Source organism: Pseudomonas sp. GCM10022186 (assembly GCF_042656385.1).
Taxonomy (GTDB): domain Bacteria; phylum Pseudomonadota; class Gammaproteobacteria; order Pseudomonadales; family Pseudomonadaceae; genus Metapseudomonas.
Map to the genome: position 1 here is coordinate 162,221 of NZ_JBHSOU010000063.1, position 16,977 is coordinate 179,197.

General features: G+C 64.3%; 17 protein-coding genes. 3 read left to right on the forward strand and 14 right to left on the reverse strand.

Annotation, left to right across the window (positions count from 1 at the left end; translation table 11 throughout):
* Positions 1 to 3: 3 nt before the first annotated feature.
* Entirely contained in the window at positions 4 to 1,047 is a 1,044-nt protein-coding gene (recA, locus tag ACFPU0_RS21845) for a recombinase RecA (RefSeq protein WP_044873798.1), read from the reverse strand.
* An 87-nt stretch (positions 1,048 to 1,134) separates the two neighbouring features.
* Positions 1,135 to 1,647: a CinA family protein gene (locus ACFPU0_RS21850; protein WP_377695380.1), complete on the reverse strand. Its 513-nt coding sequence runs from the start codon at positions 1,645 to 1,647 to the stop codon at positions 1,135 to 1,137.
* Between the two features lie 70 nt (positions 1,648 to 1,717).
* Between ACFPU0_RS21850 and mutS the strand changes: the two genes are divergently transcribed.
* Complete coding sequence (gene mutS, locus ACFPU0_RS21855) at positions 1,718 to 4,285, forward strand: DNA mismatch repair protein MutS (protein WP_377695381.1); 2,568 nt, start codon at positions 1,718 to 1,720, stop codon at positions 4,283 to 4,285.
* Positions 4,286 to 4,426: 141 nt separating this feature from the next.
* Positions 4,427 to 4,750: a ferredoxin FdxA gene (fdxA, locus tag ACFPU0_RS21860; protein ID WP_342243153.1), complete on the forward strand. Its 324-nt coding sequence runs from the start codon at positions 4,427 to 4,429 to the stop codon at positions 4,748 to 4,750.
* Between the two features lie 446 nt (positions 4,751 to 5,196).
* Here fdxA and rpoS read toward each other — a convergent pair whose 3' ends face one another.
* The 8 genes from rpoS to ACFPU0_RS21900 all read right to left on the reverse strand — a co-directional run bounded on the left by rpoS (position 5,197) and on the right by ACFPU0_RS21900 (position 12,392).
* Entirely contained in the window at positions 5,197 to 6,201 is a 1,005-nt protein-coding gene (gene rpoS, locus ACFPU0_RS21865; RefSeq protein ID WP_271408894.1) for an RNA polymerase sigma factor RpoS, read from the reverse strand.
* 107 nt (positions 6,202 to 6,308) lie between these two features.
* Complete coding sequence (locus ACFPU0_RS21870; RefSeq protein WP_377695486.1) at positions 6,309 to 7,181, reverse strand: peptidoglycan DD-metalloendopeptidase family protein; 873 nt, start codon at positions 7,179 to 7,181, stop codon at positions 6,309 to 6,311.
* A 158-nt stretch (positions 7,182 to 7,339) separates the two neighbouring features.
* Positions 7,340 to 7,975, reverse strand: a complete 636-nt coding sequence (locus ACFPU0_RS21875) for a protein-L-isoaspartate(D-aspartate) O-methyltransferase (protein WP_377695487.1) — start codon at positions 7,973 to 7,975, stop codon at positions 7,340 to 7,342.
* Positions 7,976 to 8,016: 41 nt separating this feature from the next.
* Positions 8,017 to 8,766 (reverse strand): 5'/3'-nucleotidase SurE, encoded by a 750-nt coding sequence (gene surE, locus ACFPU0_RS21880; RefSeq protein ID WP_377695383.1) that lies wholly within the window; start codon positions 8,764 to 8,766, stop codon positions 8,017 to 8,019.
* Positions 8,754 to 9,812 carry a tRNA pseudouridine(13) synthase TruD gene (truD, locus tag ACFPU0_RS21885; protein WP_377695384.1) on the reverse strand — a complete coding sequence of 353 codons (1,059 nt, stop codon included), beginning with the start codon at positions 9,810 to 9,812 and terminating at the stop codon, positions 8,754 to 8,756. The genes surE and truD overlap by 13 nt, the downstream gene beginning before the upstream one ends.
* Positions 9,809 to 10,282: a 2-C-methyl-D-erythritol 2,4-cyclodiphosphate synthase gene (gene ispF, locus ACFPU0_RS21890; RefSeq protein ID WP_377695386.1), complete on the reverse strand. Its 474-nt coding sequence runs from the start codon at positions 10,280 to 10,282 to the stop codon at positions 9,809 to 9,811. Before ispF ends, truD begins: the two co-directional genes overlap by 4 nt.
* 55 nt (positions 10,283 to 10,337) lie before the next feature.
* A complete protein-coding gene (gene fghA / locus ACFPU0_RS21895; protein WP_377695387.1) occupies positions 10,338 to 11,183 on the reverse strand; it encodes an S-formylglutathione hydrolase in 846 nt (281 codons plus the stop codon).
* Between the two features lie 96 nt (positions 11,184 to 11,279).
* Positions 11,280 to 12,392: an S-(hydroxymethyl)glutathione dehydrogenase/class III alcohol dehydrogenase gene (locus ACFPU0_RS21900; protein WP_377695388.1), complete on the reverse strand. Its 1,113-nt coding sequence runs from the start codon at positions 12,390 to 12,392 to the stop codon at positions 11,280 to 11,282.
* A 103-nt stretch (positions 12,393 to 12,495) separates the two neighbouring features.
* On the opposite strand from ACFPU0_RS21900, the gene ACFPU0_RS21905 reads away from it, so the two are divergent.
* Positions 12,496 to 13,410, forward strand: a complete 915-nt coding sequence (locus tag ACFPU0_RS21905) for a LysR substrate-binding domain-containing protein (RefSeq protein ID WP_377695389.1) — start codon at positions 12,496 to 12,498, stop codon at positions 13,408 to 13,410.
* On the opposite strand, the gene ispD is transcribed toward ACFPU0_RS21905, so the two are convergent.
* The 4 genes from ispD to kdsA all read right to left on the reverse strand — a co-directional run bounded on the left by ispD (position 13,386) and on the right by kdsA (position 16,975).
* Positions 13,386 to 14,096 carry a 2-C-methyl-D-erythritol 4-phosphate cytidylyltransferase gene (gene ispD / locus ACFPU0_RS21910; RefSeq protein ID WP_377695391.1) on the reverse strand — a complete coding sequence of 237 codons (711 nt, stop codon included), beginning with the start codon at positions 14,094 to 14,096 and terminating at the stop codon, positions 13,386 to 13,388. The genes ACFPU0_RS21905 and ispD overlap by 25 nt on opposite strands.
* Positions 14,093 to 14,377, reverse strand: coding sequence for a cell division protein FtsB (ftsB, locus tag ACFPU0_RS21915; RefSeq protein WP_377695392.1), 285 nt, complete (start codon positions 14,375 to 14,377; stop codon positions 14,093 to 14,095). The genes ispD and ftsB overlap by 4 nt, the downstream gene beginning before the upstream one ends.
* Positions 14,378 to 14,695: 318 nt before the next feature.
* On the reverse strand, positions 14,696 to 15,985 hold the full coding sequence (gene eno / locus ACFPU0_RS21920; RefSeq protein WP_377695393.1) for a phosphopyruvate hydratase: 1,290 nt from the start codon (positions 15,983 to 15,985) through the stop codon (positions 14,696 to 14,698).
* Between the two features lie 144 nt (positions 15,986 to 16,129).
* Positions 16,130 to 16,975 carry a 3-deoxy-8-phosphooctulonate synthase gene (kdsA, locus tag ACFPU0_RS21925; protein WP_377695394.1) on the reverse strand — a complete coding sequence of 282 codons (846 nt, stop codon included), beginning with the start codon at positions 16,973 to 16,975 and terminating at the stop codon, positions 16,130 to 16,132.
* Positions 16,976 to 16,977: the final 2 nt, after the last annotated feature.

Here is a 16,977-nt window from a genome sequence, read left to right on the forward strand (position 1 = left end):
GGATCAGAGGTCTACATCGGCCAGGTCATCGACCGAGGCAGTCGACTTGCTGGCGGCGGAATCGACCAGCAGCTTCTCGCGGATGATCTTCTCGATGGCGCTGCCGACTTCGGGATTGTCTTCCAGGTACTTGGCTGCATTCGCCTTGCCCTGGCCGATCTTGTTGCCCTGGTAGCTGTACCAGGCGCCGGACTTCTCGACCAGCCCCAGCTGGACGCCCAGGTCGATGATCTCGCCGGTGCGGTAGATGCCCTTGCCGTACATGATCTGGAATTCGGCCTGACGGAACGGCGGCGCCACCTTGTTCTTCACTACCTTGACGCGGGTTTCGCTGCCCACGACTTCCTCGCCTTCCTTCACCGCGCCGGTACGGCGGATGTCCAGACGCACGGAAGCGTAGAACTTCAGGGCGTTACCGCCGGTGGTGGTTTCCGGGTTGCCGAACATCACGCCGATCTTCATGCGGATCTGGTTGATGAAGATCACCAGGCAGTTGGCGTTCTTGATGTTGCCGGTGATCTTGCGCAGGGCCTGGGACATCAGGCGCGCCTGCAGGCCGACGTGGGAGTCGCCCATCTCGCCTTCGATTTCGGCCTTGGGCACCAGGGCGGCCACGGAGTCGACGATGATCACGTCGACGGCGTTGGAGCGCACCAGCATATCGGTGATTTCCAGGGCCTGCTCACCGGTGTCCGGCTGGGAAACCAGCAGGTCGTCGACGTTCACGCCGAGCTTGCCGGCGTAATCCGGGTCCAGGGCGTGCTCGGCGTCGACGAAGGCGCAAGTGGCGCCCTGCTTCTGGGCTTCGGCGATGACGGAGAGGGTCAGGGTGGTCTTGCCGGAGGACTCGGGACCGTAGATCTCGACGATACGGCCTTTCGGCAGGCCACCGATGCCGAGGGCGATGTCCAGGCCGAGGGAACCGGTGGAGATGGCCGGAATGGCCTGGCGATCGTGGTCGCCCATGCGCATGACCGCGCCTTTGCCGAACTGCTTCTCGATCTGGCCCAGGGCAGCAGCCAAGGCGCGCTTCTTGTTCTCGTCCATTGAAGTCCTCACTAAAATCAAGAGGGCCTGGCGGCCACCAACAACTGTATAAGTAGCCAGTATTATTCCATAGGGCAAGTCGCTCGCCTACCCCTGGCCGGCTTTTTCTCCTGCAGCTAGTCGGATCAGCCCCTTGAGGGCCTCGGCCACCGCTTGCCGGCGAACTGCCAGACGATCGCCCGGGAACTGGCGGCGCACGGCCTTCACTTCGCCGCCGTCGCCCCAGGCCAGCCAGACGGTGCCCACCGGCTTCTCCGGCGAGCCGCCGTCGGGCCCTGCGACACCGCTCACGGCCACGGCGAAGCGTGCACCGCTGCGCCGCTGGGCGCCGCGCACCATGGCCTCGACCACTTCGCGACTCACCGCCCCGACCTGCGGGAACAGTTCGGCCGGCACCGCCAACTGCTCGGTCTTCTGCGCATTGGAGTAGGTGACATAGCCCGCCTCGAACCAGGCCGAGCTGCCAGGAATCCGCGTGATGGCCTCGGCGATACCGCCGCCGGTGCAGGATTCCGCCGTGCTCACCAGTTCGCCACGCGCCTTCAGTTTCTCGCCCAGCCGGGCGGCCAGAACAGTCAGCTCATCTTCGGAAACGGACATGTGCACTCCGGGGTTAAAGCGGGCCAGCGGGATACCGTACACTAGCGCCTTTTGCACGCAAGGCCAGGCAATGAGCGATCTCAGCGAACACACACCCATGATGCAGCAGTACTGGAAGCTGAAGAACCAGCACCCGGACCAGCTGATGTTCTACCGCATGGGCGACTTCTACGAGATCTTCTACGAGGACGCCAAGAAGGCCGCCAAGCTCCTCGACATCACCCTGACCGCACGCGGCCAGTCGGCGGGCAAGTCGATTCCCATGGCCGGCATCCCCTTCCATTCGGTGGAAGGCTACCTGGCCAAGCTGGTGAAACTCGGCGAATCGGTGGTGATCTGCGAGCAGATCGGCGACCCGGCCACCAGCAAGGGCCCGGTGGAGCGCCAGGTGGTGCGCATCATCACCCCCGGCACCATCAGCGACGAAGCGCTGCTGGACGAACGCCGCGACAACCTGCTGGCCGCCGTGCTCGGTGACGAGCGCCTGTTCGGCCTGGCGGTGCTGGACATCACCAGTGGCCGCTTCAGCGTCCAGGAGATCAAGGGCTGGGAAAACCTGCTGGCCGAACTGGAGCGCCTCAATCCGGCCGAGTTGCTGATTCCGGACGACTGGCCCCAGGGCCTTCCCGCGGAAAAGCGCCGAGGCGTGCGTCGCCGCGCGCCATGGGACTTCGACCGCGACTCGGCGAAGAAAAGCCTGTGCCAGCAGTTCGGCGTGCAGGACCTCAAGGGCTTCGGCTGCGAAACCCTGACCCTGGCCATCGGCTCCGCCGGCTGCCTGCTGGCCTACGCCAAGGAAACCCAGCGCACCGCCCTGCCCCACCTGCGCAGCCTGCGCCATGAGCGCATCGACGACACCGTGATCCTGGATGCCGCCAGCCGCCGTAACCTGGAACTGGACGTCAACCTCTCCGGCGGCCGGGACAACACCCTGCAGTCGGTGATCGACCGCTGCCAGACCGCCATGGGCAGCCGCCTGCTGAGTCGCTGGCTGAACCGCCCGCTGCGCGACCGCTCCGTCCTGGAAGCGCGCCAGGACGCCATCGACTGCCTGCTGGATCGCTATCGCTTCGAAACCCTGCAGCCGCAGCTGAAGGAAATCGGCGACGTGGAGCGCATCCTCGCCCGAATCGGCCTGCGTAATGCGCGGCCGCGGGACCTGGCGCGCCTGCGCGACGCCCTCGCCGCCCTGCCGCAACTGCAAGGCGCGATGACCGCGCTGGAAGCACCTCACCTGCAGACCCTGGCCAGCAGCATCCGCACCTATCCGGAACTGGCCGACCTGCTGGCCCGCGCCATCATCGACAACCCACCGGCGGTGATCCGCGATGGCGGTGTGATCAAGACCGGCTACGACGCCGAGCTCGACGAACTGCAGGCCCTGAGCGAGAACGCCGGCCAGTACCTGATGGACCTGGAGACCCGCGAGAAAGCTCGCACCGGCCTGCCCAACCTCAAGGTCGGCTACAACCGTATCCACGGCTACTACATCGAGCTGCCGCGGGTACAGGCCGAGCAGGCGCCGGCGGACTACATCCGCCGCCAGACCCTGAAGGGTGCCGAACGTTTCATCACCCCGGAGCTGAAGGCCTTCGAGGACAAGGCGCTGTCCGCCAAGAGCCGTGCCCTGGCCCGGGAGAAGATGCTCTACGAGGAATTGCTGGAACTGCTGATCGAGCAACTGGCGCCGCTGCAGGACACCGCCGCCGCCCTCGCCGAGCTGGATGTGCTGAGCAACTTCGCCGAGCGCGCCCTGAACCTCGACCTGAATCGACCGCGCTTCGTCGACGAGCCCTGCATGCGCATCAACCAGGGCCGCCACCCGGTGGTGGAGCAGGTGCTGGACACACCCTTCGTGGCCAACGACCTGGACCTCGACGACGCCACGCGGATGCTGATCATCACCGGCCCGAACATGGGCGGTAAGTCGACCTACATGCGCCAGACCGCCTTGATCGTGCTGCTCGCCCATATCGGCTGCTTCGTGCCCGCGGCCAGTTGCGAGCTGTCACTGGTGGACCGCATCTTCACCCGCATCGGCTCCAGCGACGACCTGGCCGGTGGCCGCTCAACCTTCATGGTGGAGATGAGCGAGACCGCCAACATCCTGCACAACGCCAGCGCCAGCAGCCTGGTACTGATGGACGAAGTGGGCCGCGGCACCAGCACCTTCGACGGCCTGTCGCTGGCCTGGGCGGCTGCCGAGCACCTGGCGCGGCTGCGCGCCTTCACCCTCTTCGCCACCCACTATTTCGAGCTGACCGTACTGCCGGAAAGCGAACCGGTGGTGGCCAACGTGCACCTGAACGCCACCGAGCACAACGAGCGCATCGTGTTCCTGCACCATGTGCTGCCCGGCCCGGCCAGCCAGAGCTACGGCCTGGCGGTGGCGCAACTGGCAGGGGTTCCCGGCGGAGTTATCCAGCGCGCCCGCGAACACCTGGCGCGCCTGGAAACCACCAGCCTGCCCCATGAAAGTCCGCGCCATGATCCCGGCCAGCCGAGCGCGCCCATGCAAAGCGATCTCTTCGCCAGCCTGCCGCACCCGGTGCTGGACGAATTGGCGAAGATCAAACCGGATGATCTAACCCCCCGGCAGGCGCTGGAGCTGTTATATACATTGAAGTCACGCATCTAACCCTTGGACCGCACAAGCTGCTAGAATCCCGCGCGCTCTGGAATACCTCGGGGAAACAGCCTGCCCCGATGCCGTGAGTTCCCGAGCCGAGAAGCCCGATGCAGAGGGCTTCCGAGCCGCCGCTTGAGGAGAAGAATAGAAATGACCTTCGTCGTCACCGACAACTGCATCAAATGCAAATACACCGACTGTGTGGAAGTCTGTCCGGTGGACTGCTTCTACGAAGGCCCGAACTTCCTGGTCATTCACCCGGACGAGTGCATCGACTGCGCGCTCTGCGAGCCTGAATGCCCGGCACAAGCCATCTTCTCCGAGGATGAGGTGCCTGAAGACATGCAGGAGTTCATCGAGCTGAACCGTGATCTGGCCGAAGTCTGGCCGAACATCACCGAGAAGAAGGACTCCCTGCCCGACGCCGAGGAATGGGATGGCGTCAAAGGCAAGCTGGAACACCTGGAGCGCTGATCCAACTCAGCAGCCCAGACGCAACAAGGCCCGCATACGCATATGCGGGCCTTTTGCTTTCCTGTGGACGAAAAAAGGGGCGGGGGGTACCCGCCCACTCTTTTGTCCCTATTCCCTGTAGTCCTTGCTCATCATCCTGATGAATCGCATCCGGCGATGTCCTGGTCGATTTCCTTATCAACCCGCATACATCCTGTACGCAGGTGTGATATTAGCGATCCGGAGGCCCGGAGCAAGTTGCCAAAATCGTAGTCCACGGGATGAAAGGCACTTCAGCATAAAAATAATTCTTTAAATATCAATAAGTTAAAAAATACCTCTATTGAATCAGGCTGTTCACCAGCAACAACTTCCAGCAATCACGTACGCTCTTTGTAAGCAATCACTTACATGGCCAAGCACAAAAAAGCCCGGCCGAAGCCGGGCTTTTGCAAATCACCAAAGCACTACTGGAACAATGCGTCACTGGACAGGCCATTCTTCTCCAGGATTTCCCGCAGGCGCTTGAGCGCCTCGACCTGGATCTGCCGCACCCGCTCGCGGGTCAGGCCGATTTCCTGGCCCACTTCCTCCAGCGTGCAGCTTTCGTGGCCACGCAGACCAAAGCGCCGCACCACCACTTCACGCTGCTTGTCGGTCAGCTCGGATAGCCACTGGTCGATGCTCTGCGAGAGGTCGTCGTCCTGCAGCAGTTCGCAAGGGTCGGTCGGACGCTCGTCGGTCAGGGTATCCAGCAGGGTCTTGTCGGAATCCGGTCCGAGGGAAACGTCCACGGAAGTCACCCGCTCGTTGAGCCCAAGCATCCGCTTGACCTCGTCAACCGGCTTTTCCAGCAAGTTGGCGATCTCTTCCGGCGACGGTTCGTGGTCCAGCTTGTGAGTCAACTCACGCGCAGCCCGCAGGTAGACGTTGAGTTCCTTGACCACATGGATGGGCAGGCGGATGGTCCGCGTCTGATTCATGATGGCCCGTTCGATGGTCTGACGGATCCACCAGGTCGCATAGGTCGAGAAGCGGAAGCCCCGCTCCGGATCGAACTTCTCCACCGCCCGGATCAGCCCGAGGTTGCCCTCTTCGATCAGGTCGAGCAGCGACAGGCCACGGTTGACGTAGCGTCGCGCGATCTTGACCACGAGGCGGAGGTTGCTTTCGATCATGCGCTTGCGCCCGGCAGGATCTCCGCGCTGTGCGAGGCGCGCGAAGTGCACTTCTTCTTCCGGGGTAAGCAGGGGGGAGAAACCGATTTCGTTGAGGTACAACTGGGTCGCGTCGAGCGCGCGGGTGTAGTCGATGTACTTGTGCTGCTTGGGTGAGGTTGAGTGTCGGGATTTGGCGGTAGGCAGAGGCGCGTCGTTCTCCTCGCTCAACGCATCATCCAAAATGACCCCCGGCTCCAGAAGGAGCAGTTCGTCATCGACGTCAAACTCCGGCGCTTCTTTATTGAGTGCCATTGTTGTTGTCCCTTGCTGAGTTCGACAACAAGCCCCGGCGAAGCCTTCTATCCCTGGCGCCGCCTGAGCCCGTCCTTACCACGTGGTGGAACGGGCTGAATAACGGATCAACGACGTGGCAGGTATTGCAGGGGATCTACAGGCTTACCTTGACGGCGAATCTCAAAATGAAGCTTCACCCGGTCAGTCCCCGTTGAGCCCATCTCGGCAATTGTCTGCCCGACCTTGACCTGCTGTCCCTCCCGCACTAGCAACCTGCGGTTATGACCATAGGCGCTTACGTAGGTATCGCTGTGCTTGATGATGACCAGTTCGCCGTAGCCCCGTAATCCACTTCCGGCGTATACAACAGAACCATCTGACGCAGCCAAGACAGGCTGGCCTAATTCCCCAGCGATATCAATCCCTTTATTCAAACTGCCGTTTGACGAAAAACGCCCGATCAGAGGGCCGCTCGCAGGCCACACCCAACCCGCCGCAGAGCCCGTGCCAGACGCTTTCGGCGCAGTCGCCGGGGCCGTTGCCACAGGCTGCTGCACGGGGGGTTGCGGACGGACAGCCGGCTGTTGGGGCTGCACAGGCGGCCGCTTGGAAACACCGCTTCCCGTCTTGGGATTGGCAACCACAGGTGCCGTCGCAACGGCCGCAGGTCGTGCCTGGCCGGGTTGGACGTCGAAGCGAATGATCTGGCCAGGGCGAATCACGTAAGGGGCCGGAATGCCGTTGCGCGCGGCCAGGGCCTTCCAGTCCCAGCCGAAGCGGAAAGCGATCGAGTAGAGAGTATCGCCGCGCTGGACCCGGTACTGGCCGCTGGTGACGGGTTTGCGCTGCGGAGCGGCGGACGCCCCCGAGTGGTTGCGGTCCACGACGCTGACACCGTCCTTTTGGGTACTGGAGCAGCCGGCCAGCAAGATGCCAACGGCCATAGCGGGCAACCAGGTGAGCCCTTTCCCCATGCTGATCCTCTGCCGAATGGCCATCAGGCTCACTCTTGTCCCCTTTCCCAACGTTCCTAGGTGTTAGTTATTGTGCCGGAAATATCCGGGTGAGCCAGCCGCCTGCGGCACAATGTGCAGCAGGCGAGCGGCTTGCGATGCATCAGAAAGTTGCCCGCGACGCAGGTTCCCTCGGTGCGGACTCAGGCCAGGGGGCCGTTGAGCAGCGGCACGAAGCGCACCGCATCGAGCACATGACGAGCGAACCCCTGCTCCTCACGGATGATCAGCATCAACTGCTGGACGTCGCCAGCGCCTACCGGAATCACCAGGCGCCCGCCCGGGGCCAGTTGATCGAGCAATGCCTGCGGCACCTCGGCCGCGGCGGCGGTCACTATGATGCCGTTGTACGGCGCCAGCGCGGACCAGCCTTCCCAGCCATCACCCCAGCGGAACACCACGTTGCGCAGGTTGAGCACCGCGAGCCGCTCCTTGGCCTTGTCCTGCAGTACCTGGATACGCTCCACGGAGAACACGCGCTCCACCAGCTGCGCGAGGATCGCCGTCTGATACCCGGAACCGGTACCTATCTCCAGCACCTTGTCCAGCGGGCCGGCGGCGAGCAACAACTCGGTCATCCGGGCAACCATGTAGGGCTGGGAGATGGTCTGGTTGTGACCGATGGGCAGCGCCGTATCCTCGTAGGCGCGATGGGCCAGGGCTTCATCGACGAACAGGTGACGCGGCGTCCGGCGAATGGCCTCGAGCACGCGGGCGTTCGACAGTCCTTCCTCGTACAACCGCTGGATAAGGCGCTCGCGGGTACGCTGGGAGGTCATGCCGATCCCGCGGCGCATCAGGTCGTCCTGTTCCCGGGACATCAGAGCAGGCCCTCCAACCAGCTGTCGAGACCATTGAAGGCCTCGTTGAAAGTCCGATCGAGCTGCAAGGGCGTGATGGATACGTAGCCCTGCATCACCGCATGGAAATCCGTGCCCGGCCCGCCGTCTTCGGCATCGCCGGCCGCGGATATCCAGTATCCCTCTTTCCCCCGTGGGTTGACCACTTTCACCGGTGCCGCAGCGCGCGCCCGATGCCCGAGCCGGGTCAGCTGGATACCACGGATGCGCTCCAGCGGCAGGTTGGGGATGTTCACATTGAGCACGGTGCGCGGCGGCAGGTCGAGCCGGTCATGGGCCGCCACCAGCCGGCGGGCGACATGGGCGGCGGTGGGCAGGTTGTCCACCTGGCGCGACAGCAGGGAAAAGGCGAACGCGGGCAAGGCCAGGAAGCGCCCTTCGAGGGCGGCCGCCACGGTACCGGAATAGAGCACGTCGTCGCCCAGGTTGGCGCCGAGGTTGATGCCCGATACCACCATGTCCGGCAACTGCTCGAGCATGCCGTTCAGCCCCAGATGCACGCAGTCGGTCGGCGTGCCATTGAGGCTGATGAAACCGTTCTCCAGCTCGCTGGGATGCAGCGGGCGGTCCAGGGTCAGGGAACTGCTGGCACCGCTCTTGTCCTGGTCAGGTGCGATGACTACGCAGTCGGCGTAATCCTTGAGCGCACCATGCAGAGCGGCGAGACCGGGGGCATTCACCCCGTCGTCGTTGGAAATCAGAATGCGCATGGGTTTTCCATCTGTCCTGCCGGCAGCAGATCGACAAGTTCACGCACCACTGCGGTGGCGAAGCATCCAGCCGGCAGGACGAATTCCAGTTGCAGAACGTCAGGCTCGGGATAATGCCATGTCAGACCGCCGATGGGGAGGCGGAGGATGCGCCGTTCGTGCGCCAGTCCCGCTTCGCCGAGCCAATGGCAAAGTGCCTCCTCAGCCCTCGCCACGCCTTGCTCCAGGGCCTGGGTGCCTCCCGCTGCGGGGGACGGACCGGCGCCCCAGAGCGGGCCGGTCGGGTGCAGGTCGAGTAGCGCCAGGCGCGGGTCGACACATTCAGCCTCGCCGGCCGCGAAAAAGCTGCGGCTGTCGGTGAACGCCAGCAGATCGCCGACCTGGGCCTGGTTCCAGGTGCCGGCGGCGACCCGCTCGGCCAACACCCGGTTGAACAGGAAACTGCGTCCCGCCGAGAGGAGCCGCGAACGCAGGTTGCGCTGCACGGGCAGCTCCTTGCGTTCGGCGAAGGCGCGGGCATCGACGACGTTACCGCCACCATGGCCGAAGCGCTGCAGGCCGAAGTAATTGGGCACGCCGGCTTCCGCGAGGCGCTCAAGGCGCAGGTCCAGCGCCTGGCGATCGGCCGCCAGGCGGGTCAGGCGCAGGGTGAATCCGTTGGCCGAATGGGCGCCGCGTTGCAGCTTGCGCTTGTGGCGTTCGCTTCTGAGGATGCGCAGGTTGGCGTTCTCGGCGGCAGACAGATCCGGATCGGCCTTGCCCGGCAAATGCAGGCTGAACCACTGGCGAGTCAGGGCCTGGCGGTCCTTGAGCCCGGCATAGCTGACCACCCGCAGCGGCACACCGGCCGCGCGGGCGATACGCCGCGCCGCTTCCTCGGTATTCAGTTCGCGCTTTTCCACCCAGAGCCAGAGGTGCTCGCCTTCGCCGGCCAGGGGGATGTCCAGTACCTCATCGACCTGGAAATCCTCCGCCGTCGCCTTCAACTGCGCCTGCCCCAGGGGCTCGCCATGGGCACGCGGGCCCAGCAGTTCGAGCTCGGTCATGCCGGCAGCAACAGGGCCACCGCATGCACGGCGATGCCCTCCTCGCGACCGGCGAAGCCGAGCTTCTCGGTAGTGGTGGCCTTGACGTTGACCTGGTCCAGCTCGACTTCCAGGTCGGCGGCGATGTTGGCGCGCATGGCCTCGATGTGCGGAGCCATCTTCGGTGCCTGGGCGACTATGGTCCCGTCGACATTGCCGACCTTCCAGCCCTTGGCCTTCACCAGGGCCAGCACATGGCGCAGCAGCGCACGGCTGTCCGCGCCCTTGAACTGCGGATCGGTATCCGGGAAGTGCTTGCCGATGTCGCCCAGCGCGGCTGCACCCAGCAGCGCATCGCTGAGGGCGTGCAGCAGCACGTCGCCATCGGAATGGGCGATGAGCCCGAACTTGTGGGGAATGCGCACACCGCCCAAGGTGATGAAATCACCCTCGCCGAAGCGGTGTACGTCGTAACCGTGGCCAATTCGCATAGTCAGAAATACGCCCTGAAAAGTCAGGGCGCGATTCTACCCGCTTTGACGGCACTTAGCCCTTAAGGGCCTCGGCGTGATGCCGCAAGTGGTCGTCGATGAAGCTGGCGATGAAGTAGTAGCTGTGGTCGTAGCCGGGTTGCAGGCGCAGGGTCAGCGGATGGCCCGCGGCCTTGGCCGCGGCTTGCAGCGCCTCGGGCTTGAGCTGGTTGACGAGGAAATCGTCGCGGTCGCCCTGGTCGACCAGGATCGGCAGGCGTTCCTCCGCTTCGGCCAGCAGCCCGCTGGCATCCCATTCGCGCCAGCGGGCACGGTCTTCGCCCAGGTAGCGACTGAAGGCTTTCTCGCCCCAGGGGCAGGCCATGGGGTTGCTGATGGGGGCGAAGGCCGACAGCGATTGGTAGCGCCCCGGATTGCGCAGGGCGCAGACCAGTGCGCCGTGGCCGCCCATGGAGTGGCCGCTGATACCGCGCTTCCCGGATACCGGGAAGTTGGCCTCGATCAGCGCCGGCAGCTCGTGCACCACGTAGTCGTGCATGCGGTAGTGCCGGGCATAGGGTTCCTGGGTCGCGTTCAGGTAGAAGCCGGCGCCCAGGCCGAAGTCCCAGGCGCCGTCCGGGTCGCCCGGTACGTCCGCCCCGCGCGGGCTGGTGTCCGGGGCGACGATGATCAGCCCCAGTTCGGCTGCCAGGCGCTGCGCGCCGGCCTTCTGCATGAAGTTCTCGTCGGTGCAGGTCAGCCCCGACAGCCAGTAGAGCACCGGCAGCTTCGCGCCCTGCTCGGCCTGGGGCGGCAGGTAGACGGCGAACACCATGTCGCAGTTGAGGCTGCTGGAGCGATGGCGATAACGCTTGTGCCAACCGCCGAAGCTCTTGTTGCTGGAAACGATTTCGAGGGTCATGGAGCAGTCTCCGTCCAGGCCATGAACCAGAAGCTGGAAGCCAGGAGCACGGGCTCCCGAGAACTTCCAGCTTCGAGCTTCAGGCTTCTCGCTTCATTAGTAGTGAATGACCGAACGGATGCTCTTGCCTTCGTGCATCAGGTCGAAGGCCTTGTTGATCTCATCCAGGCCCATGGTGTGGGTGATGAAGGTATCCAGCGGGATTTCGCCCTTCTGTGCCTTGTCCACATAGCTCGGCAGCTCGCTGCGCCCCTTGACGCCACCGAAGGCCGAGCCGCGCCAGACGCGGCCGGTCACCAGTTGGAACGGACGGGTGCTGATCTCCTGGCCGGCACCGGCCACGCCGATGATCACCGACTCGCCCCAGCCCTTGTGGGCACATTCCAGGGCGGCGCGCATCAACTGGACATTGCCGACGCACTCGAAGGAATAGTCCACGCCGCCATCGGTCAGCTCGACTATGACCTCCTGGATCGGCTTGCTGTGCTCCTTGGGATTGACGAAGTCGGTGGCGCCAAGCTGTTTGGCGATGTCGAACTTGGCCGGGTTGATGTCGATGGCGATGATGCGGCTGGCCTTGGCCATCTTCGCGCCGATGATCGCCGCCAGGCCGATGCCGCCGAGACCGAAGATGGCGACTGTGGCGCCCTCCTCCACCTTGGCGGTGTTGAGTACCGCACCGATGCCGGTGGTCACGCCGCAGCCCAGCAGGCAGACCTTCTCCAGCGGCGCCTCCTTGGGCACCTTGGCCAGGGAGATTTCCGGCAGCACGGTGTACTCGGAGAAGGTCGAGGTGCCCATGTAGTGGTAGATCGGCTGGCCCTGGTAGGAGAAGCGGGTGGTGCCGTCGGGCATCAGGCCCTTGCCCTGGGTAGCGCGGATCTTCTGGCAGAGGTTGGTCTTGCCGGACTTGCAGAACTTGCACTCGCCGCATTCCGGGGTATAGAGCGGGATCACGTGGTCACCCACCGCCACCGAGGTGACGCCCTCGCCCACCGCTTCGACGATGCCGCCGCCTTCATGGCCGAGGATGCAGGGGAACACGCCTTCGGAGTCGGCTCCGGAGAGGGTGTAGGCATCGGTATGGCAGACGCCGGTGGCCACGATCCGCACCAGGACTTCGCCGGCCTTGGGCGGCGCTACATCCACTTCGACGATCTGCAGCGGCTGGTTGGGCGCGAAGGCCACGGCGGCACGGGACTTGATCATGGTGAGTCTCCAGCTGATTGAAATGGCCAAGGAGTGTAGTTGAGCGTCTGATGGTAAATAATCCACCTCAATGAAAAACATTATTGCCGCTGAGGGATAATCCATGAGTCGCTGGGAAGGCCTGGACGAGTTCGTCGCCGTCGCCGAGTCAGGCCAGTTCACCGCCGCCGCCGATCGCCTGGGGGTTTCTTCCTCCCATGTCAGCCGGCAGATCGCCCGCCTGGAAGAGCGCCTGCAGACCCGCCTGTTCTACCGCAGCACCCGCAAGGTGGCCCTGACCGAAGCCGGCCAGACCTTCCTGCAGCACTGCCAACGCCTGCTGGACGCGCGTGAGGAAGCACTACGCGCGGTGAGCGACCTCACCAGCGAACCCAAGGGCCTGCTACGCATGACCTGCGCAGTGGCCTACGGCGAGCGCTTCATCGTGCCGCTGGTCAACGAATTCATGGCGCGCCACCCGCAGCTGCGGGTGGATATCGAGCTGAGCAACCGCACCCTGGACCTGGTGCATGAAGGACTGGACCTGGCGATCCGCCTGGGCCGCCTGCAGGACTCGAGACTGGTGGCAACCCGCCTGGCCCCCAGGGTCATGTACCTGTGCGCGGCCCCGTCCTACCTGGAACGCTATGGCCGTCCCCACAGCCTGTCGGAACTGGCGCGGCACAACTGCCTGATCGGCAGTACCGACCACTGGGACTTTCTCCAGCAGGGGCGCGAGCATGCCATCCGGGTCCAGGGCAACTGGCGCTGCAACAGCGGGCAGGCGGTGCTGGACGCGGCCCTGCGGGGTTTCGGCCTGTGCCAATTGCCGGACTACTACGTGCTGGAGCATCTGCGCAGCGGTGCCCTGGTCTCCCTGCTGGAACAGCACCGGCCACCGAACACCGCGGTCTGGGCGCTTTATCCACAGCAGCGGCACCTTTCACCCAAGGTGCGGCAACTGGTGAACCTGTTGAAGGAGGGGCTGGCCGGGCGGCCGGAGTACGCCGAGGGTCAGCCGCGCATCGACCAGCGCTGACGTAGCCAGTCGAGGTCCTCGGGACGGGTGACCTTGAGGTTATCGGCGCGCCCTTCCACCAGCTTCGGTGCGTATCCCGCCCACTCCATGGCCGAGGCTTCGTCGGTGATGGCGACTCCAGCCACCAGGGCGTCGGCGAGGGCACGGTGCAAGGCACCGAAACGGAACATCTGCGGCGTGTAGGCCTGCCAGATCAGGCTGCGATCGACGGTTTCCGCCACCCGCCCATCGGCACCGACACGCTTGAGGGTGTCCCGGGCCGGCACCGCGAGCAGGCCGCCCACAGGGTCATCGGCCAGCTCGGCGAGCAGCTGGTCAAGGTCGAAACGCGACAGGTTCGGCCGTGCCGCATCGTGCACCAGCACCCAGTCGTGGGGCCGGGCACCGTGTTCGGCCAGGCGCAGCAGTGCGCTCAGCACCGAGTCGGCGCGCTCCTTGCCACCGTCGGCACGGATGATGCGGTCGTCGCCGGCGCAGGGCAGTGCCGGCCAGTAAGGGTCGTCCACCGACAGGCTGATGACCAGCCGCTTGAGCTGCGGGTGGTCGAGGAAGCAGTCGAGGCTGTGCTCGAGGATGGTGCGCCCGGCGAGTTCCAGGTATTGCTTGGGACGGTCGGCGCGCATGCGGGCACCGACGCCGGCGGCGGGAATCACCGCCCAGAAGAAGGGAGTATCGGACTGGCTCATTCGGCAATCTGGTAGAGGGTTTCGCCGTCCTTGACCATGCCCAGCTCATGGCGGGCACGTTCTTCGACGGTTTCCATGCCCTTCTTCAGCTCCAGCACTTCCGCCTCGAGGATGCGGTTGCGCTCCAGCAGGCGTTCGTTCTCGCCTTTCTGCTCGGCGATCTGCTGCTGCAGTTCCTCGACCTGCGCCAGGCTGCCGTCGCCCACCCAGAGGCGATACTGCAGGCCAGACAGCAGCAGGATCAGGACGACGAACAGCCAGTAAGTGTTAGGGCGAGTCATTTTGCCAGGGAGTATCCATGCGAAAAGGGCAGCTTGCGCTGCCCTTTTACCATTCCTCAACCGGTTGCGTCGCTGCCGTGCGGCGGGAGACGACCGGTCAGGTGAAATCAGGTGAAGGTGCGAAGTTTACATGAAGTAAAGATGCATTCAGCGCCTGATTTCAACATGGACCGACCGAGACTTGTTCACGATCGCGCGAGCTGGAGAAGAACAAGGCGAGAATGGCTGAGGGTGCGTAGTTTACGAGCTGTAAATGAGCAAACCCGAAGCCATTCTCAACGCAGTTATTCCGACGCGCAGCCGATCGTGGCCAGTCTCTTAGCCGCGGAACTCGGCACGGCCGCGGTACGGAGCCTTGTCGCCCAGTTGCTCTTCGATGCGCAGCAGCTGGTTGTACTTGGACACGCGGTCGGAACGGCACAGGGAGCCGGTCTTGATCTGGCCGGCGGCGGTGCCTACGGCCAGGTCGGCGATGGTGCTGTCCTCGGTTTCACCGGAACGGTGGGAGATCACCGCGGTGTAGCCGGCGGCCTTGGCCATCTGGATGGCTTCCAGGGTCTCGGTCAGGGAACCGATCTGGTTGAACTTGATCAGGATCGAGTTGGCGATGCTCTTCTCGATGCCTTCCTTGAGGATCTTGGTGTTGGTCACGAACAGGTCGTCGCCCACCAGTTGCACCTTGGCGCCGATCTTCTCGGTCAGGCCTTTCCAGCCGGCCCAGTCGGACTCGTCCATGCCGTCCTCGATGGAGATGATCGGGTAGCGCTGGGTCAGGCCGGCCAGGTAGTCGGCGAAGCCGGCGGCATCGAAGGTCTTGCCTTCGCCGGACAGGTCGTACTTGCCGTCCTTGAAGAATTCGCTGGAAGCGCAGTCCAGGGCCAGGGTCACGTCGGTGCCCAGCTTGTAGCCGGCATTGGCGACGGCTTCGGCGATGGCGGCCAGGGCGTCTTCGTTGGAAGCCAGGTTCGGCGCGAAGCCACCTTCGTCACCCACGGCGGTGTTCAGGCCACGGGCCTTCAGCACGGCTTTCAGGTGATGGAAGATCTCGGCGCCCATGCGCAGGGCGTCGGCGAAGTTCTTGGCGCCGACCGGCTGCACCATGAACTCCTGGATGTCGACGTTGTTATCGGCGTGCTCGCCGCCGTTGATGATGTTCATCATCGGTACCGGCATGGAGTACTGGCCGGGAGTGCCGTTCAGTTCGGCAATGTGGGCATAGAGCGGAATGCCCTTGGCCTGGGCAGCGGCCTTGGCGGCAGCCAGGGACACGGCGAGGATGGCGTTGGCGCCAAGCTTGGCCTTGTTCTCGGTACCGTCCAGTTCGATCATGGCGCGGTCCAGGGCTTGCTGGTCGGCAGCGTCCTTGCCCAGCAGCAGGTCGCGGATCGGGCCGTTGATGTTGGCCACGGCCTTCAGCACGCCCTTGCCCAGGTAACGGCTCTTGTCGCCATCACGCAGTTCCAGTGCCTCGCGGGAACCGGTGGACGCACCGGACGGCGCGCAAGCGCTGCCGACGATGCCGTTCTCGAGGATCACATCGGCTTCCACGGTGGGGTTGCCACGGGAGTCCAGAACCTCGCGGCCCTTGATGTCGACGATCTTTGCCATTGTTGTTAGCACTCCAAAAGTTGACGAAAACGCTCAGCAGAAGGTGAGGCGAATCACCGGGCCTCAGGGTCGGCCGACCCGGCGAAGGTTCTGACCGATCGGTCAGATTGTGCCCACGCGGCACTTTACCGGAGAACGGCCGGTTCAGGCAGTCTCGATCGGCGGAAAACCCTTGACCAGGTCGTCCAGCTGCTTGAGCTGGGACAGGAAGGGCTCGAGTTTGTTCAGACGCAGGGCGCAGGGGCCGTCGCACTTGGCGTTGTCCGGGTCCGGATGGGCCTCGAGGAACAGGCCCGCCAAGCCCTGGCTCATGCCGGCCTTGGCCAGGTCGGTGACCTGGGCGCGGCGGCCACCGGCGGAGTCGGCACGCCCGCCCGGCATCTGCAGGGCGTGGGTGACGTCGAAGAACACCGGGTACTCGAACTGCTTCATGATGGCGAAGCCGAGCATGTCCACCACCAGGTTGTTGTAACCGAAGGAGGAGCCACGTTCGCAGAGGATCAGGCGATCGTTGCCGGCCTCCTCGCACTTGGCGAGGATGTGCTTCATCTCCTGGGGAGCCAGGAACTGCGCCTTCTTGATGTTGATCACCGCGCCGGTCTTGGCCATGGCGACCACGAGGTCGGTCTGGCGGGAGAGGAAGGCCGGCAGCTGGATGATGTCGCACACCTCGGCCACCGGAGCCGCCTGGTGGGGCTCGTGGACGTCGGTGATCACCGGCACGCCGAAGGTCTTCTTCACGTCCTCGAAGATCTTCATGCCCTCCTCCAGGCCCGGGCCACGGAAGGAGTTGATCGAGGAGCGGTTGGCCTTGTCGAAGCTGGCCTTGAACACGTAGGGGATGCCGAGCTTCTCGGTCACCCGCACGTACTCTTCGCAGACTTTCAGGGCGAGGTCGCGGGACTCCAGCACGTTCATGCCGCCGAACAGCACGAAGGGCTTGTCGTTGGCGATCTCGATGCTGCCGACGCGGACGATCTTCTGCACCATGG

Excerpts from the sequence above, each read along its gene's own strand:
- recA (WP_044873798.1), bottom strand. The coding sequence starts at position 1,047 with ATGGACGAGAACAAGAAGCGCGCCTTGGCTGCTGCCCTGGGCCAGATC.
- ACFPU0_RS21850 (WP_377695380.1), bottom strand. The coding sequence starts at position 1,647 with ATGTCCGTTTCCGAAGATGAGCTGACTGTTCTGGCCGCCCGGCTGGGC.
- mutS (WP_377695381.1), top strand. The coding sequence starts at position 1,718 with ATGAGCGATCTCAGCGAACACACACCCATGATGCAGCAGTACTGGAAG.
- fdxA (WP_342243153.1), top strand. The coding sequence starts at position 4,427 with ATGACCTTCGTCGTCACCGACAACTGCATCAAATGCAAATACACCGAC.
- rpoS (WP_271408894.1), bottom strand. The coding sequence starts at position 6,201 with ATGGCACTCAATAAAGAAGCGCCGGAGTTTGACGTCGATGACGAACTG.
- ACFPU0_RS21870 (WP_377695486.1), bottom strand. The coding sequence starts at position 7,181 with ATGGCCATTCGGCAGAGGATCAGCATGGGGAAAGGGCTCACCTGGTTG.
- ACFPU0_RS21875 (WP_377695487.1), bottom strand. The coding sequence starts at position 7,975 with ATGACCTCCCAGCGTACCCGCGAGCGCCTTATCCAGCGGTTGTACGAG.
- surE (WP_377695383.1), bottom strand. The coding sequence starts at position 8,766 with ATGCGCATTCTGATTTCCAACGACGACGGGGTGAATGCCCCCGGTCTC.
- truD (WP_377695384.1), bottom strand. The coding sequence starts at position 9,812 with ATGACCGAGCTCGAACTGCTGGGCCCGCGTGCCCATGGCGAGCCCCTG.
- ispF (WP_377695386.1), bottom strand. The coding sequence starts at position 10,282 with ATGCGAATTGGCCACGGTTACGACGTACACCGCTTCGGCGAGGGTGAT.
- fghA (WP_377695387.1), bottom strand. The coding sequence starts at position 11,183 with ATGACCCTCGAAATCGTTTCCAGCAACAAGAGCTTCGGCGGTTGGCAC.
- ACFPU0_RS21900 (WP_377695388.1), bottom strand. The coding sequence starts at position 12,392 with ATGATCAAGTCCCGTGCCGCCGTGGCCTTCGCGCCCAACCAGCCGCTG.
- ACFPU0_RS21905 (WP_377695389.1), top strand. The coding sequence starts at position 12,496 with ATGAGTCGCTGGGAAGGCCTGGACGAGTTCGTCGCCGTCGCCGAGTCA.
- ispD (WP_377695391.1), bottom strand. The coding sequence starts at position 14,096 with ATGAGCCAGTCCGATACTCCCTTCTTCTGGGCGGTGATTCCCGCCGCC.
- ftsB (WP_377695392.1), bottom strand. The coding sequence starts at position 14,377 with ATGACTCGCCCTAACACTTACTGGCTGTTCGTCGTCCTGATCCTGCTG.
- eno (WP_377695393.1), bottom strand. The coding sequence starts at position 15,985 with ATGGCAAAGATCGTCGACATCAAGGGCCGCGAGGTTCTGGACTCCCGT.
- kdsA (WP_377695394.1), bottom strand. The coding sequence starts at position 16,975 with ATGGTGCAGAAGATCGTCCGCGTCGGCAGCATCGAGATCGCCAACGAC.